The organism is Mycobacterium sp. G7A2 (assembly GCF_041902445.1).
In the GTDB taxonomy this organism is placed as follows: Bacteria; Actinomycetota; Actinomycetes; order Mycobacteriales; family Mycobacteriaceae; genus Mycobacterium.
This window is the reverse complement of record NZ_CP169251.1, coordinates 3,260,263-3,274,367: the sequence shown is the minus strand read 5'-3', so window position 1 is coordinate 3,274,367 and position 14,105 is coordinate 3,260,263. Positions and strand designations below refer to the sequence as shown.

The 14,105-nt window shown below is 67.3% G+C and carries 16 protein-coding genes; 8 read left to right on the top strand and 8 right to left on the bottom strand.

What is annotated here, in order from left to right:
- Window positions 1-9: 9 nt before the first annotated feature.
- Window positions 10-1,227: a PrsW family intramembrane metalloprotease gene (locus ACEWX3_RS15585; protein ID WP_374157019.1), complete on the bottom strand. Its 1,218-nt coding sequence runs from the start codon at window positions 1,225-1,227 to the stop codon at window positions 10-12.
- A 199-nt stretch (window positions 1,228-1,426) separates the two neighbouring features.
- Between ACEWX3_RS15585 and rpsA the strand changes: the two genes are divergently transcribed.
- Window positions 1,427-2,872, top strand: coding sequence for a 30S ribosomal protein S1 (gene rpsA, locus ACEWX3_RS15580; RefSeq protein ID WP_207064803.1), 1,446 nt, complete (start codon window positions 1,427-1,429; stop codon window positions 2,870-2,872).
- A gap of 170 nt (window positions 2,873-3,042) precedes the next feature.
- Window positions 3,043-4,260 carry a dephospho-CoA kinase gene (gene coaE / locus ACEWX3_RS15575; protein ID WP_207064802.1) on the top strand — a complete coding sequence of 406 codons (1,218 nt, stop codon included), beginning with the start codon at window positions 3,043-3,045 and terminating at the stop codon, window positions 4,258-4,260.
- A 15-nt stretch (window positions 4,261-4,275) separates the two neighbouring features.
- On the opposite strand, the gene ACEWX3_RS15570 is transcribed toward coaE, so the two are convergent.
- The 4 genes from ACEWX3_RS15570 to ACEWX3_RS15555 form a co-directional block, all read right to left on the bottom strand.
- Window positions 4,276-4,827, bottom strand: a complete 552-nt coding sequence (locus tag ACEWX3_RS15570) for a hypothetical protein (RefSeq protein ID WP_207064801.1) — start codon at window positions 4,825-4,827, stop codon at window positions 4,276-4,278.
- A 122-nt stretch (window positions 4,828-4,949) separates the two neighbouring features.
- Window positions 4,950-5,255: a zinc finger domain-containing protein gene (locus ACEWX3_RS15565; protein WP_374157018.1), complete on the bottom strand. Its 306-nt coding sequence runs from the start codon at window positions 5,253-5,255 to the stop codon at window positions 4,950-4,952.
- Window positions 5,240-5,746: a DNA-formamidopyrimidine glycosylase family protein gene (locus ACEWX3_RS15560; protein ID WP_374157017.1), complete on the bottom strand. Its 507-nt coding sequence runs from the start codon at window positions 5,744-5,746 to the stop codon at window positions 5,240-5,242. Before ACEWX3_RS15560 ends, ACEWX3_RS15565 begins: the two co-directional genes overlap by 16 nt.
- A 28-nt stretch (window positions 5,747-5,774) precedes the next feature.
- A complete protein-coding gene (locus ACEWX3_RS15555) occupies window positions 5,775-6,281 on the bottom strand; it encodes a DUF402 domain-containing protein (protein WP_374159869.1) in 507 nt (168 codons plus the stop codon).
- Window positions 6,282-6,361: 80 nt separating this feature from the next.
- Between ACEWX3_RS15555 and uvrB the strand changes: the two genes are divergently transcribed.
- The gene (gene uvrB / locus ACEWX3_RS15550; RefSeq protein ID WP_207064799.1) at window positions 6,362-8,521 is read left to right on the top strand and encodes an excinuclease ABC subunit UvrB; all 2,160 of its coding nucleotides are present in this window, start codon (window positions 6,362-6,364) and stop codon (window positions 8,519-8,521) included.
- A 39-nt stretch (window positions 8,522-8,560) separates the two neighbouring features.
- Complete coding sequence (locus ACEWX3_RS15545; protein WP_374157016.1) at window positions 8,561-9,979, top strand: MFS transporter; 1,419 nt, start codon at window positions 8,561-8,563, stop codon at window positions 9,977-9,979.
- Here ACEWX3_RS15545 and ACEWX3_RS15540 read toward each other — a convergent pair.
- Window positions 9,946-10,359 carry an ATP-binding protein gene (locus ACEWX3_RS15540; RefSeq protein WP_207064797.1) on the bottom strand — a complete coding sequence of 138 codons (414 nt, stop codon included), beginning with the start codon at window positions 10,357-10,359 and terminating at the stop codon, window positions 9,946-9,948. The genes ACEWX3_RS15545 and ACEWX3_RS15540 overlap by 34 nt on opposite strands.
- A complete protein-coding gene (locus tag ACEWX3_RS15535; RefSeq protein ID WP_207064796.1) occupies window positions 10,346-10,687 on the bottom strand; it encodes an STAS domain-containing protein in 342 nt (113 codons plus the stop codon). Before ACEWX3_RS15535 ends, ACEWX3_RS15540 begins: the two co-directional genes overlap by 14 nt.
- A 173-nt stretch (window positions 10,688-10,860) precedes the next feature.
- On the opposite strand from ACEWX3_RS15535, the gene ACEWX3_RS15530 reads away from it, so the two are divergent.
- The 4 genes from ACEWX3_RS15530 to ACEWX3_RS15515 all read left to right on the top strand — a co-directional run bounded on the left by ACEWX3_RS15530 (window position 10,861) and on the right by ACEWX3_RS15515 (window position 13,161).
- Window positions 10,861-11,214: a multidrug efflux SMR transporter gene (locus ACEWX3_RS15530; RefSeq protein WP_374157015.1), complete on the top strand. Its 354-nt coding sequence runs from the start codon at window positions 10,861-10,863 to the stop codon at window positions 11,212-11,214.
- Window positions 11,215-11,219: 5 nt separating this feature from the next.
- Window positions 11,220-11,540: a multidrug efflux SMR transporter gene (locus ACEWX3_RS15525; protein ID WP_207064794.1), complete on the top strand. Its 321-nt coding sequence runs from the start codon at window positions 11,220-11,222 to the stop codon at window positions 11,538-11,540.
- Between the two features lie 156 nt (window positions 11,541-11,696).
- Complete coding sequence (locus ACEWX3_RS15520) at window positions 11,697-12,344, top strand: cutinase family protein (RefSeq protein WP_207064825.1); 648 nt, start codon at window positions 11,697-11,699, stop codon at window positions 12,342-12,344.
- 373 nt (window positions 12,345-12,717) lie between these two features.
- On the top strand, window positions 12,718-13,161 hold the full coding sequence (locus tag ACEWX3_RS15515; protein ID WP_152517171.1) for a universal stress protein: 444 nt from the start codon (window positions 12,718-12,720) through the stop codon (window positions 13,159-13,161).
- Between the two features lie 48 nt (window positions 13,162-13,209).
- Here ACEWX3_RS15515 and ACEWX3_RS15510 read toward each other — a convergent pair whose 3' ends face one another.
- The gene (locus ACEWX3_RS15510) at window positions 13,210-14,094 is read right to left on the bottom strand and encodes a fructose bisphosphate aldolase (RefSeq protein WP_374157014.1); all 885 of its coding nucleotides are present in this window, start codon (window positions 14,092-14,094) and stop codon (window positions 13,210-13,212) included.
- Window positions 14,095-14,105 lie beyond the last annotated feature (11 nt).

Below are 14,105 nucleotides of genomic sequence, written 5' to 3'. Positions count from 1 at the left end.
AGCTGACAGCTACCTTCCAGGCGGCTGAAAACCACGAAGCTGGACGCCGGCGTGGTAACCCGCCAGCTGTCTCAGCGCAGGCGAGGCGGCGCGGGCAGCGTAGACGGCGTGGGTCTCGTCGACCAACAGTGCGGCGACGCGGTGATCACCGAACCCGCGGTCGATGCGGTCGCGCACGAACGCCAGTTCCACGACCTGCTGGGCGAACCGCTTCACCGATTCACCGGCCTGCTTCCCGCCGAACCGGGAGGCTTCGGCGATCGCGCGCTTGCGGGTGGCGATGGCGCCCAGCCAGCTGGCTTCGTTGGCGGTCACGACACCGGCGGCCACCATGCCCGGCAGTTTGGCGGCCACGATGCGTTGTTCGCGCCGCCGGTTGTACAGCGCGAGCGCGACGGTCGCCCCGAAAACCGGCATCATCCACAGCACATACACCGCGAAGTAGCCCTCGGGGCCCAGCAGCGCCGAGCCGTTCCACATCGCATGCAACAGCACGGCTCCGGCGTAGCCGGCCACGATGCAGCTGGTCTTGGCGATGGCGCTGCGTCGGTGCAGCGCGAACCAGACGCCCAGCGCGAACAGCGTGGTGAACAGAGAATGCGCGAAGGGCGCCATCACCAGGCGCAGAGCCGCGGTGGCCAGCGAGTCCGCCAGCGACTCACCGTCGGCGATGTAGAGGATGTCCTCCAGCCAGGCAAATCCCGCCCCGACCAGTCCGGCGTAGACCAGACAATCGGTCAGCGAGTTCATCTCGTTGCGGCGGGCACCGGTCATCATGAGCAGCAGGAACAAACCCTTGGCCGCTTCCTCGGTTACCGGCGCGGCCAGGACCAGCGTGAGTGCGCTCGGGGTCGCCTCGTCGGTGGCCGGTGTGCCGGCGCTGAACCAGACCTCCAGAACGATCTGCAGCACCGCGGACATCAGCACCGCGACCGACGTTCCCCACAGGAACGCGAACAGCAGCAGCCGCGGCGGTTCGGGCTCCCACCGGTCGAGCCACAGGTAGGCCAGCACCACGACAGTCATCGCGGCGCTGGACAACACGAACCCCACCGCGGTGCCCGCCGGGTTCACCGCGGTCAGCAGGATGACCAGCAGGCCGGCCAGCGTCCCCAGCGTGATCAGTACGCCGATCGGTGCGCCGACGCTGCGCACCCGACGCACGAACGGCGCTCCCGCCGGTGTGCCAGGATGCACGGGTCCGCCGTAGGCGCCGGGGAAAGACACGTGAGCAGCCTATCGACCAGCACAGATGTGCGCTGGCGGCTGGGTCGCTGTCGACCTGCGGTGTCAGCGCCGAGGCGACCAGGTTTGTTCGGGCTGCACCCCGTCGAGTAAACTCGTCACGCACCTGTGTGCAAGATCTCAGGTCACGCAACAACCACAATTGTCCCTACGATCGAACCTGTCCGGAGCAACCCACCATATGCCAAGTCCCTCCGTCACCTCGCCGCAAGTAGCCGTCAACGACATCGGCTCGAGCGAGGACTTTCTCGCCGCCATCGACAAAACCATCAAATACTTCAACGATGGCGACATCGTCGAGGGAACGATCGTCAAGGTTGACCGTGACGAAGTCCTTCTCGACATCGGCTACAAGACCGAAGGCGTCATCCCTTCTCGTGAGCTGTCCATCAAGCACGACGTCGACCCCAACGAGGTTGTGTCCGTCGGCGATGAGGTCGAAGCTCTGGTCCTCACCAAAGAGGACAAAGAAGGCCGCCTGATCCTGTCCAAGAAGCGCGCCCAGTACGAGCGCGCCTGGGGCACCATCGAAGAGCTCAAGGAGAAAGACGAGGCCGTCAAGGGCACCGTCATCGAGGTCGTCAAGGGCGGCCTGATCCTCGACATCGGGCTGCGCGGCTTCCTGCCCGCCTCGTTGGTCGAAATGCGTCGTGTCCGCGATCTGCAGCCGTACATCGGCAAGGAGATCGAGGCCAAGATCATCGAGCTCGACAAGAACCGCAACAACGTCGTGCTCTCGCGGCGTGCGTGGCTGGAGCAGACGCAGTCCGAGGTGCGCAGCGAGTTCCTCAACCAGCTCACCAAGGGCGCCATCCGCAAGGGTGTTGTCTCCTCGATCGTCAACTTCGGCGCCTTCGTCGATCTCGGCGGTGTCGACGGCCTGGTGCACGTCTCCGAGCTGTCGTGGAAGCACATCGACCATCCCTCCGAGGTCGTGCAGGTCGGCGACGAGGTCACCGTCGAGGTGCTCGACGTCGACATGGATCGCGAGCGGGTTTCGCTGTCGCTCAAGGCGACTCAGGAAGATCCGTGGCGTCACTTCGCCCGCACCCACGCCATCGGCCAGATCGTGCCGGGCAAGGTCACCAAGCTGGTGCCGTTCGGCGCGTTCGTCCGCGTCGAGGAGGGCATCGAGGGCCTGGTGCACATCTCCGAGCTGTCCGAGCGCCACGTCGAGGTGCCCGACCAGGTGGTCCAGGTCGGCGACGATGCGATGGTCAAGGTCATCGACATCGACCTCGAGCGTCGCCGGATCTCGCTGAGCCTCAAGCAGGCCAACGAGGACTACAACAGCGAAGAGTTCGAGGCCTGGAAGTACGGCATGGCCGACAGCTACGACGACCAGGGCAACTACATCTTCCCCGAGGGCTTCGACGCCGACACCAACGAATGGGTGGAGGGTTTCGAGAAGCAGCGTGACGAGTGGGAGGCGCGCTACGCCGAGGCGGAGCGCCGCTACAAGATGCACACCGCCCAGATGGAGAAGTTCGCCGCGGCGGAGGCCGAGGAGGCCGCGCGTCCGGCGTCCAACGGCACGTCGCGGTCCGAGGAGTCGTCGGCAGGCGGGTCGCTGGCCAGCGACGCCCAGCTGGCGGCGCTGCGCGAAAAGCTCGCCGGCAACGCGTAGTTCGACACACGAACGGAGGCCCTGGCTCGATTCGAGCCGGGGCCTTCGTCGTTGGGTGACGGGGTCATCGTCGTCTGGTGACGGGGTCATCGTCGTCTGGTGACGGGGTCATCGTCGTCTGGTGACGGGGTCATCGTCGTCTGGTGACGGTGTCCTGACACACTGATCCGGTGCTGCGCATTGGGTTGACCGGAGGAATCGGGGCAGGCAAGTCCACGGTGTCGGCGACGTTCAGTGAACTCGGTGGCATCGTCGTCGACGGGGACGTGATCGCCCGTGAGGTCGTCGAACCCGGCACCGAGGGGCTGACCCGCCTGGTCGAGGCATTCGGTGACGGCATCCTGTCCGAAGACGGAGCGCTGAATCGGCCCGCGCTGGCGGCGATCGCGTTCAGCGACGACGAGAAGCGCGCGACCCTCAACGGCATCGTGCACCCGCTGGTGGCGCACCGCCGCTCGGAGCTGATCGAGGCCGCGCACGCCGATGCAGTCATCATCGAGGACATTCCGCTGCTGGTGGAATCCCAGATGGCGCCGATGTTCCCGCTCGTGGTGATCGTGCACGCCGACCCGGACCTGCGGGTCAAACGCCTGATCGAGTACCGCGGCTTCACCGAAGAGGACGCCCGCGCGCGCATCGCCGCCCAGGCTTCCGAGGAGCAGCGTCGCGCCGTGGCCGACGTCTGGCTGGACAATTCCGGCAGCGCCGGCGAACTCGTCGAGAAGGCCCGTGCCCTGTGGCACGACCGCATCCGACCCTTCGCCGACAACCTGCAGGCCCGTCGGCCCGCGCGGACTCAACCCGTGCTGGTGGCGGCAGACCCGGACTGGCCCGTGCAGGCGCGGCGGATCGTGGCCCGGCTGAACACCGCATGCGGGCACCGCGCTTCGCGGATCGACCACATCGGGTCCACCGCCGTCGCCGGCATGGACGCCAAGGACATCATCGACGTCCAGGTCACGGTCGCCTCCCTTGATGACGCCGACGGGCTCGGTGACGCGTTGCTGTCAGCCGGCTACGTGGCCACCGCTGTCACAGCCGACGTCGGCAAGCCCGATGCGCGCAGCACCCAGGCACCGTTCGACCACACCGACGACGACGCACTGTGGGGCAAGCGGCTGTACTGTTCGGCCGATCCGGGTCGCCCGACCCACGTGCACCTGCGGGTGGCGGGGTGGCCCGGTCAGCAGTTCGCGTTGCTGTTCGTCGACTGGTTGCGGGCCAACCCAGACGCCGCGTCGGACTATCTCGCGCTCAAGCGCCGCGTCGCCGACGCCGGGCCGGCCGACGGGAGTGCCTATGCCGCGGCGAAGGAGCCGTGGTTCCTCGACGCCTACCGTCGGGCCTGGGCGTGGGCCGATGCGACCGGATGGCGTCCCAGCGCGTAGCTGGACGTTCGGCCGCTAGGCCGGTGCCGGCGCCACCTCCGAGGACGGGGCCGGGGCGGCCGGTTCCGCCGGCGGCGCAGGTGCGGCGGGAATCGCCGCGTCGAGGCCGCCGACGGGCGCCTGGCAGGTCAGGGCGCCGAAGTCGGGGTCGTCGCGCTGGGGGGTCAGCCGTGGCCCGACGAAGTCGTCGGCTTGGGCGACCACCGCGTCGTCGACCAGGATCTCGCAGTGCAGGTTCGCCGAGTACGGCCACTCGATGGACACGCGGATGTTGGCGGTCTGCGATGCGGGTAGCACGGCGTTGGCCTCGAACACCCGGCCCGGCACCATGGTCGGGTTGGCGGTGTGGAACTGGTCTCCCTCGGTGCGGTAGGTGATCGTCGCACCGCGCGAGACCCCGTCGACGCGGGCCCGGTAGACGATGTTGTGCAGGACCTGCTCGGCCGCGGCGGGCGGCGCCTCGGTCTGGGACGGCTCCGGCTGGGCCGACGCCGGTGGGGCAGTCAGCAGGGTGCACGCCACGGCGACGGCGACCGGTAGCGGCCATCTGCGCGGAACGAACCTCATGACTGCCGACATTACAACTTCCCGTCGCTGTCGATCACATGCGCTGGGGGAGGCGGTCGTCGTCATCATCAAGATCATCGCCGCGCGCCCGCCGGTTCGTTACCCGCCCCGTCGAGACCTCCTCAGCCTGGCTGGCACCGCGGGCACCAGACAGTGCTGCGGCCGCCGACTCGGCCGCGGCTCACCCTCGCGCCGCACCGGGGGCAACTGGGATCGGGGTCGTCCCTGACCCGGGTGAGCCAGCGCCGTAGCCCCGGAACGCAACCGTGACGCACCGCGGTGCGCAACACGCTGGTCACGGCGCGGTGCAACTGCCGTATGTCGCTGTCGTCGAGCGCGGCGATGCGGATCTTGGGGTTCAGCCGGGCACGCCAGCAGATCTCGTCGACCAGCAGATTGCCCAGCCCTGCGATCACCGACTGGTCCATGAGGGTCGGCTTGAGCGCGCCGCGGTGGCGCCGCAGGATCTCAGTGAACACGTGCCGATCGAGACCGAGCGCGTCGGGCCCCTGGTCACCGAGCATGTCGTCGAGGTCATCAACGCTTCGTGGTCGTCTTCGTGGTCGCCGACCAGCCAGATCCCACGCAGTTTGCGCTGATCGGCGTAATGCAGTTCACCGCGGTCCAGGGTGATCACCACGCGGTCGTGGCGGTCACCGTCTCCGGCGGACGTGTAGTAGGGGCGTCCGGTCATCCCGCTGTGCACCAGCAGCGTCGGACCGTCGGCGGGGAGCAGCAGCCACTTGCCGTGGCGCCTCGGCTCCTCGAACCGGCGACCGGACAGCACCCGGTTCAGGGCACGGGCCGAGGCGTTCCGCAGCACACCGGAGTCACGGACCTCGACGGAGTCGATGCGGCGGCCGGGCAACGTCGCGGACAACCGTTCGCGGAAGCCCTCGACGTCAGGAAGTTCGGGCATGTCCGTGGCATACCCGCAGCCGCTCGAACTACGCGTCGCGCCAGGTCAGCGTGACGCCGAGGGTGGCCAGCCAGCGGTGCAGATCGTGGTCGTGGGTGGCCAGCGCGTCGACGGTGGAGATCGCGGTGTGGACTGCGCGCTCCCCGACTTCGGAGCTGAGCAGACCGTCACGCACGGCGACCAGCAATTCGTCCACGTCGGTGACCTCGACCGATCTGCCGGTTCGGACGACCAGGTCCAGGTAGTGGTCTTCACTGCGCCACCGCTGCGGGCCCGGTGAGTAGCGGCCCACATCCAGGTAGAAGTCCTGGTCCCGCTCGTAGCCGGGGTTGAAGTGGAACACCGTCACACGTAGGTCGAGCGTCGGCAGCAACCAGGACTCCAGGTAGTGGAACTGTGCCCGGCCCGGGGCGGGCCGGGCCATGTAGAGGCCCCACGGCTGCACGGTGTACACGTCGACCGCCCGGTCGATGCCCTTGGGATCGGTGTTGGTGCGCGTGGTGAGGTCGAAGGTCTCGCGCTTGGGAGGATGGATGTCGCCCAGCATAAGGTGCGGCCACGGGCCGGCGAGCGGCGACGAGGCGGCATGTCGGTGCCAGGTTCTACCCTGGTGCCATGGCCTTCGCGACTGAACACCCGGTGCTCGCGCATTCGGAATACCGGCCCGTCGACCAGGTCGTCCGGGCAGGCGGAAAGTTCGAGGTAGTCAGCGAATACCGGCCCGCGGGCGACCAGCCGGCGGCGATCGACGAGCTCGAGCGCCGCGTCCGCGCGGGCGAGCACGACGTCGTGCTGCTCGGCGCCACCGGTACCGGCAAGTCGGCGACCACGGCTTGGCTCATCGAGCGCCTGCAGCGGCCCACATTGGTGATGGCCCCGAACAAGACGTTGGCCGCGCAGCTCGCCAACGAGCTACGGGAGATGTTGCCGCACAACGCTGTCGAGTACTTCGTTTCCTACTACGACTACTACCAGCCCGAGGCGTACATCGCGCAGACCGACACCTACATCGAAAAAGACAGCTCGATCAACGACGATGTGGAGCGATTGCGGCATTCTGCGACATCGAGCCTGCTGTCGCGCCGGGACGTCGTCGTGGTGGCGTCGGTGTCCTGCATCTACGGTCTGGGCACCCCGCAGTCCTACCTGGACCGCTCGGTGGAACTCAAGGTGGGCGACGAGGTGCCGCGCGACGCGCTGCTGCGATTGTTGGTCGACGTGCAGTACACCCGCAACGACATGTCGTTCACCCGCGGGACGTTCCGGGTGCGCGGAGACACCGTCGAGATCATCCCGTCCTACGAGGAACTGGCCGTGCGCATCGAGTTCTTCGGCGACGAGGTCGAGGAACTGTACTACCTGCACCCGCTGACCGGTGACACCGTCCGCAAGGTCGACTCGCTGCGGATCTTCCCGGCCACGCACTACGTCGCCGGACCCGAACGCATGGCCCAGGCGATCTCGACGATCGAAGCCGAACTGGAGGAGCGACTGGCCGAACTGGAGGGTCAGGGCAAGCTGCTCGAGGCCCAGCGGCTCCGTATGCGCACCAACTACGACGTCGAGATGATGCGCCAGGTCGGGTTCTGTTCGGGAATCGAGAACTATTCACGCCACATCGACGGGCGGGGCCCGGGAACCGCGCCCGCCACCCTGTTGGACTACTTCCCCGAGGACTTCCTGCTCGTCATCGACGAGTCGCACGTCACCGTGCCGCAGATCGGCGGCATGTACGAGGGCGACATGTCACGCAAACGGAATCTGGTCGACTTCGGGTTCCGGCTGCCCTCCGCGGTCGACAACCGTCCGCTGACCTGGGAAGAGTTCGCAGACCGCATCGGTCAGACGGTGTATCTGTCGGCGACCCCGGGCCCGTACGAGCTGAGCCAGACCAGCGGCGAGTTCGTCGAGCAGGTCATCCGGCCGACCGGCCTGGTCGATCCGCAGGTCATCGTCAAGCCGACGAAGGGCCAGATCGACGACCTGATCGGGGAGATCCGCCTTCGCACCGAACGTGACGAGCGCGTGTTGGTGACCACGTTGACCAAGAAGATGGCCGAGGACCTGACCGACTACCTGCTCGAGATGGGAATTCGGGTTCGCTATCTGCATTCGGAGGTCGACACACTGCGCCGGGTCGAGCTGCTGCGCCAGCTGCGGCTGGGGGAGTACGACGTCCTGGTCGGGATCAATCTGCTGCGCGAGGGCCTCGACCTGCCGGAGGTGTCGTTGGTGGCGATTCTCGATGCCGACAAGGAGGGGTTCCTGCGCTCGCCGCGCAGCCTCATCCAGACCATCGGCCGCGCGGCGCGCAACGTCTCCGGCGAGGTCCACATGTACGCCGACCGGATCACCGATTCGATGAAGGAAGCGATCGACGAGACCGAGCGCCGTCGCGCCAAACAGATCGCCTACAACGAAGAGCACGGCATCGACCCGCAGCCGTTGCGCAAGAAGATCGCCGACATCCTCGACCAGGTGTACCGCGAAGCCGACGACACCGAGGCGGTGGAGGTCGGCGGCTCCGGTCGGAACGCCTCCCGCGGCCGCCGGGCGCAAGGCGCACCCGGCCGCGCAGTCAGTGCCGGCGTCGTGGAGGGGCGCGATACGACGAACATGCCGCGCGCCGAACTGGCCGACCTCATCAAGGACCTCACCGAGCAGATGATGGTCGCCGCACGCGATTTGCAGTTCGAGCTGGCGGCCCGGATCCGCGACGAGATCGCCGATCTGAAGAAGGAACTGCGGGGGATGGACGCGGCCGGCCTCAAATGAGTTGACCTCAACGGCTGTTGAGGTCTTACGGTCGTCGTCGTGACCGAGATCGCGGCCGTGGCCGCCGGACGCTGGCGAGAACTCCTGGGCCCCAGGAACCTCGGGGCGGCCACAGTGCTGGCCGGAGGCGTGGCGCTGTACGCGACGAACGAATTCCTCACCATCAGCCTGATGCCCAGCGCGGTGGCCGACATCGGTGGGCACCGGTTCTACTCATGGGTGACCACGGTCTATCTCGTCGGCTCGGTAGTGGCGGCGACGACCGTCAGCACCGTCCTCACCCGATGGGGCCCACGGCGGTCATACCTGATGGCGCTGAGCATGTTTGCCGTCGGCAGCCTGGGGTGCGCCCTCGCGCCCAGCATGGCCGCGCTACTCGTCGGCCGCGCCGTGCAGGGGGTCGCCGGTGGTCTGCTCGCCGGCCTGGCCTACGCGGTGATCAACACCGCACTGCCGGTGGTGCTGTGGACGAAGGCGTCGGCACTGGTGTCGGCCATGTGGGGTGTCGGAACCCTCCTGGGGCCCGCGGCCGGCGGGCTGTTCGCGCAGTACGGTTCGTGGCGCTGGGCTTTCGGCGTGCTGGTCGTGATGGTCGCGGCGATGGCGGTACTGGTGTGGATCTCGCTCCCGGCGCACCCCGGTGCTGTCGCGCCCCAGCGGCGGATTCCGATGTGGTCCCTGCTCCTGCTCGGCGTGGCCGCGTTGCTCATCAGTGTGGCGGGCGTCGTCCAGGACACGGCGATGACCGTCGGGCTGGCATGCGCAGGAACGGTGCTGCTCGCGGTGTTCCTGGTCGTCGACCGGCGGGCAGACGCATCGGTGTTGCCGCCCAGCGTCTTCGGGGCAGGTCCACTCAAGTGGGTGTACGCGACGCTGGGTGTGTTGATGGCGGGCACGATGGTCGACATGTATGTGCCGCTGTTCGGGCAGCGGCTCGCGCATCTCACGCCCGTCGCGGCCGGCTTTCTGGGCGCCGGTCTGGCGGTGGGCTGGACGGCTGCGGAGATCAGCAGCGCAACCCTGAGCCGTGACCGGATGATCCGGCGGGTGACGGCGATCGCGCCGGTCGTGATGGCCACCGGCCTGGCGCTGAATGCCCTTTCCCAACGTGAAGACGCGTCCGCGGGATATGTCGCGGTGTGGGCTCTCGGACTGATGATGAGCGGCATCGGGGTCGGCATGGCATGGCCGCATCTGTCAGCGTGGGCGATGAGCAAGGTCGACGACCCCGGCGAGGGGCCGGTGGCGGCCGCGGCCATCAACACCGTGCAACTCATGTCGGCAGCCCTCGGCGCCGCGGCCGCGGGAGTGGTCGTCAATTCCCTCGACAGTGGAGGCGCGACGGCGGCGCGCGCCTTGTTCGCGACGTTCGCGGTGCTCGTCGCGGCGGGGACGGTGGCCGCGGTCAACAGTGGCCGCGACCCTCATTCGGCGAGGCGCCGCACCAAGGTCCAGTGATTGCCGTCGTGGTCGCGCCGGTAGGACAACTCGTCGAGTACCCGGTAGGCGATCGCCAGACCCCGCCCCCGCTCGGACATCTCGTCGGGCATCGCCACCCGGGTCAGGTCGACGGGGGCGGGTCGCCCATCGTCGGTGAAGGTGATGCGGACGGAGTCGGGCAGCAGTTCCACGTCCATCATCAGGTGCACCGACTTGCCGTCGCCGGAATGCTCAATGATGTTGGCGCTGATCTCGCTGACAGCCAAATCGGTGTACATGCGGGTCGTCTCGGGCACATTGTTGGCGTCCCATACCTCGTCCAACAATCGCTGGATGTCCCGTAGCGTGTCCGGGCCGGTGGTGGTGTCGAGCACCCGGTGCCGGTCATGGCCGGTCATCGAAGGCGCTTTCCGCCGACGGGTGCACGCTGAGGACCCGGTTGAGATTCGTGAGTTCCAGGACCGTCACCACCTGGCGAGTCGGCGCGGCGATACGCAGATCGCCGCCCGCCTGCCGGGCCACCTTGAGCCCAGAGATCAGTGCCCCGAGCCCCGACGAGTCGATGAGCTCCGTGCCGCTGAGATCGACCACCACCCGGGTGCTGCCGCCATCGACGAGCGCGTGCAACTCCTTGCGCAGCGACGGTGCGGCCACCATGTTGAGCCGGCCGGCGGGCTTGATTACCACCACACCGGATTGCAGTGTTTGCTGAGCGAACTCACCCATCAGAGCCCTCCTGTCCTCCCGCCATGCGTCTCACACCCTAGGACCAACCGCGATCACCAGGGCGGACAACGACGCCATCGGGGGGACCAGGACGGGGTCACGGCGACCCGCTGCGCGTCTGCGAGGGGCATGGCCGATGATGGCCGGGCAGCGACGAGAAGGAGGACCGCCGGGTGACCCTGCTCTATCTGGCTCTGGCCATCGCGACGGAAGTGGCGGCGACGCTGTCGCTGAAGGGTTCGGCCACCATGCCCGCGTTGTATGTGGTGGTGGTGGCGGGCTATCTGGCGTCGTTCGTGTTCCTCACCGTGGTGCTCAAGCGCGGCATGGCCCTCGGAGTTGCCTACGGGATCTGGGGCGCGTGCGGAGTCGCGTTGACGGCGACGCTGTCGACGCTGATCTACCGCGAAGCGTTCACCGTCGCCATGGGCATCGGTCTGGTCTGTGTGATCGCCGGGGTCTTACTGGTGGAGACCGGATCCCGTGCGGAGGACTCCGAACCGCGCGCCGGCGCGGCGGACCGGTGAACGGCATGCAGTACCTGTTGTTGACCGGGGCGATCCTCACCGAAGTCACCGCGACACTGTCACTTCGGGTCGCGGCACGGGGTAGAGCAGCGTTCTACGTCGTGGTGCTGGTCGGCTACCTGCTCGCGTTCACGATGCTGGCCGGGTCGTTGCGCGCGGGTATGCCGCTGGGTGTCGCATACGGCATCTGGGCCGCCGCCGGCGTGGCACTGACCGCAACCGCATCGCGCTACCTGTTCCAGGAGGCGCTGACTCCCCGAATGCTCGCGGGAATCGCGCTGATCGTCGTCGGTGTGCTTCTGCTCGAAGTCGGCGCCATTCGCTGAGCGGAGGGGATTATCCCGCCGCTGAGACACCGAACGGCTTCATTGCGACACAACTTGGCAACTGTTGGGTCACTCTTGCATCGCCGAGCTGGGCAAATTTGCTAGCAATGTGTCAGCGTGATCGGCGTGCGCACATTCCAGGTCGCTCGCACCCTCATGGTCGCGGCACTGACAGCCGCGGCAGCCGCCGTGTCTGTCGTCAACGGCCCTGTTGCTGCCGCTGTCTCGTGCCCGGACGTCGAGGTGGTCTTCGCCCGCGGAACTGCGGACCGGGCCGGACTGGGCTGGGCCGGCAAAGCCTTCGTTGATTCGCTGAAATGGAAGCTGCTCGGAAAACGAGTCTCGGCTTACGCGGTCGACTATCCCGCCAGCTGGAACTTCTCCAAGTCGACATCGGCGGGTGCCGTCGATGCGAACAAGCACGTTCAGTACATCGCCGGCATGTGTCCGGACACCAAGATCGTCCTGGGTGGCATGTCGCAGGGCGCAGGCGTCATCGACCTCATCACCATCGGCAACAGAACCATCTGGTTCTTCCGGCCCGCGCCGCTGCCCGATTCCATGGTCGACCACGTCGCCGCCATCGCCGTCTTCGGGAACCCCTCGCGCGATGTGTCGACACTGGGCCCACTGACCCAGATCAGCCCGCTCTACGGCGACCGGGCGATAGACCTGTGCGCGAACGGCGACCCCTATTGCTCCGATGGGATCAACTTCTTCGCCCATTTCTCCTACCGCTGGAACGGGATGATCAACGACGCGGCCACCTTCACCGCCGGACGTGTCCTGGGCGTCGATTCCTGAGCGTCGACTCCTGAGCCGAAGGCCGGGTGCCGCTGCCGGCCCCACCGCTGCCTGTGCCGGTGCCCGGAGTGAGTGTCTCGGTCCTCCGAACCCGCGCGGCCCCAGTGGATTCCGTCGACCGCGGCCACCCACACGGGGAAGGTGTTACTGACGCGCAGAGATATTCGTTGCCGCAGTGCGTGATTCCCCGGGTTTGCGGGTGATGTCATCCCCGGTGTATCGGTCGTCACCCCTGATCGGGCATCGTGATGTTGCCAATTGCGGAGATGCGGCATCCAGGGCGAATGCACCGCGGGTGTGGTGATTCGCACCCATGTTCGCCTGGTGCCGGGTTACTGTCTGTGGCGTTGCAACTGACACTGGGAGGATATGGATGAGCGCCTATCAAACCGTGGTGGTTGGTACGGACGGATCAGATTCGTCGTTGCGTGCCGTGGACCGCGCGGGACAGATCGCCGCCGGGTCGAACGCGAAACTCGTCATCGCGACGGCCTACTTCCCGCAGAGCGAGGATCAGCGCGCCGCTGACGTCCTCAAGGACGAGGGCTACAAGATGTCGGGCAACGCGCCGATCTACGCGATCCTGCGGGAGGCACGTGAGCGGGCGAAGGCCGCCGGTGCGCCCGACATCGAAGAGAAGGCGGTCGTCGGAGCGCCCGTGGATGCGCTCGTCGACCTGGCTGAGGAAGTCGGAGCCGACCTGCTGGTGGTCGGCAACGTCGGGTTGAGCACGATCGCCGGGCGACTGCTCGGGTCGGTGCCCGCCAACGTCGCGCGCCGCTCGAAATCCGACGTACTCATCGTCCACACGTCGTGAGCCACACACCCTGGGCCGGACACAGACCGGCCCAGGGTGCCGGGCGGCTCAGGTGTTGGACGCTTTGGCGATGTTCGTGATCGCCGCGTCGAGGGTGGCGTTGAACTCCTCATCGCTCTGCTGAGCGGTCAGCCCTTCGGTCAGTGCGCGCGAGAAGCTGGCGATGACCCCGTGGTTGGCGGCCAACTTGTCGCAGGCGTCGTCGCGGTTGTAGCCGCCCGAGAGCGCCACCACCCGCACGACCTTCGGGTGCTCGACGAGTTCGCGATACAGGTTGTTCTCGTCGGGCAGCGTCAGCTTGAGCATCACCGACTGGCCTTCGTCCAGGCTGTCCAGACCCCGCAGGAGCGCTTCTTTGAGCTGCTCTTCGGCCTTGCCTTTCTCGGGGCTGTGGATGTCGACCTCCGGCTCGATGATCGGCACCAGGCCGGCGGCAAGGATCTGGCGGGCGACCTCGAACTGTTGATCGACGACGGCCTGCAGACCCGCGCCGGGCAGCTTGATCACCGAGCGCATCTTCGTGCCGAATACGCCGTGGTCGCGCGCCCGCGCCAGCAGGTCGTCGAGGTTCGGGATCGGCTTCATCACCTGGGCGCCGTCCTTCTCCTCGGCCAGGCCCTTGTCGACCTTGAGGAACGGCACGATGTGCTTGACGTTCCAGAGGTAGTCGGCGCTCGCTCGTCCGTCGATCTGACGGTCCATCGTGTCCTCGAACAGGATGGCGCCGACGATGCGGTCACCGTCGAACGCGGGGCTGGTGATGATGCGGGTCCGCATCTGATGCACCATGTCGAACATCTCGGCGTCGCCGGAGTAGGCGTCCTCCTCGATGCCGTAGAGCTTCAAGGCCTTGGGTGTGCTGCCTCCGCTCTGGTCCAGCGCCGCGATGAAGCCGGCGCCACTCTGCGCCTTGGTGAACTGCTCGCTGTTCATGTTCCCTTCCT

Excerpts from the sequence above, each read along its gene's own strand:
- ACEWX3_RS15565 (WP_374157018.1), bottom strand. The coding sequence starts at position 5,255 with ATGGACCAGTCGGTGATCGCAGGGCTGGGCAATCTGCTGGTCGACGAG.
- ACEWX3_RS15510 (WP_374157014.1), bottom strand. The coding sequence starts at position 14,094 with ATGAACAGCGAGCAGTTCACCAAGGCGCAGAGTGGCGCCGGCTTCATC.
- ACEWX3_RS15515 (WP_152517171.1), top strand. The coding sequence starts at position 12,718 with ATGAGCGCCTATCAAACCGTGGTGGTTGGTACGGACGGATCAGATTCG.
- ACEWX3_RS15570 (WP_207064801.1), bottom strand. The coding sequence starts at position 4,827 with ATGAGGTTCGTTCCGCGCAGATGGCCGCTACCGGTCGCCGTCGCCGTG.
- ACEWX3_RS15560 (WP_374157017.1), bottom strand. The coding sequence starts at position 5,746 with ATGCCCGAACTTCCTGACGTCGAGGGCTTCCGCGAACGGTTGTCCGCG.
- uvrB (WP_207064799.1), top strand. The coding sequence starts at position 6,362 with ATGGCCTTCGCGACTGAACACCCGGTGCTCGCGCATTCGGAATACCGG.
- ACEWX3_RS15520 (WP_207064825.1), top strand. The coding sequence starts at position 11,697 with ATGGTCGCGGCACTGACAGCCGCGGCAGCCGCCGTGTCTGTCGTCAAC.
- ACEWX3_RS15540 (WP_207064797.1), bottom strand. The coding sequence starts at position 10,359 with ATGACCGGCCATGACCGGCACCGGGTGCTCGACACCACCACCGGCCCG.
- ACEWX3_RS15535 (WP_207064796.1), bottom strand. The coding sequence starts at position 10,687 with ATGGGTGAGTTCGCTCAGCAAACACTGCAATCCGGTGTGGTGGTAATC.
- ACEWX3_RS15525 (WP_207064794.1), top strand. The coding sequence starts at position 11,220 with ATGCAGTACCTGTTGTTGACCGGGGCGATCCTCACCGAAGTCACCGCG.
- rpsA (WP_207064803.1), top strand. The coding sequence starts at position 1,427 with ATGCCAAGTCCCTCCGTCACCTCGCCGCAAGTAGCCGTCAACGACATC.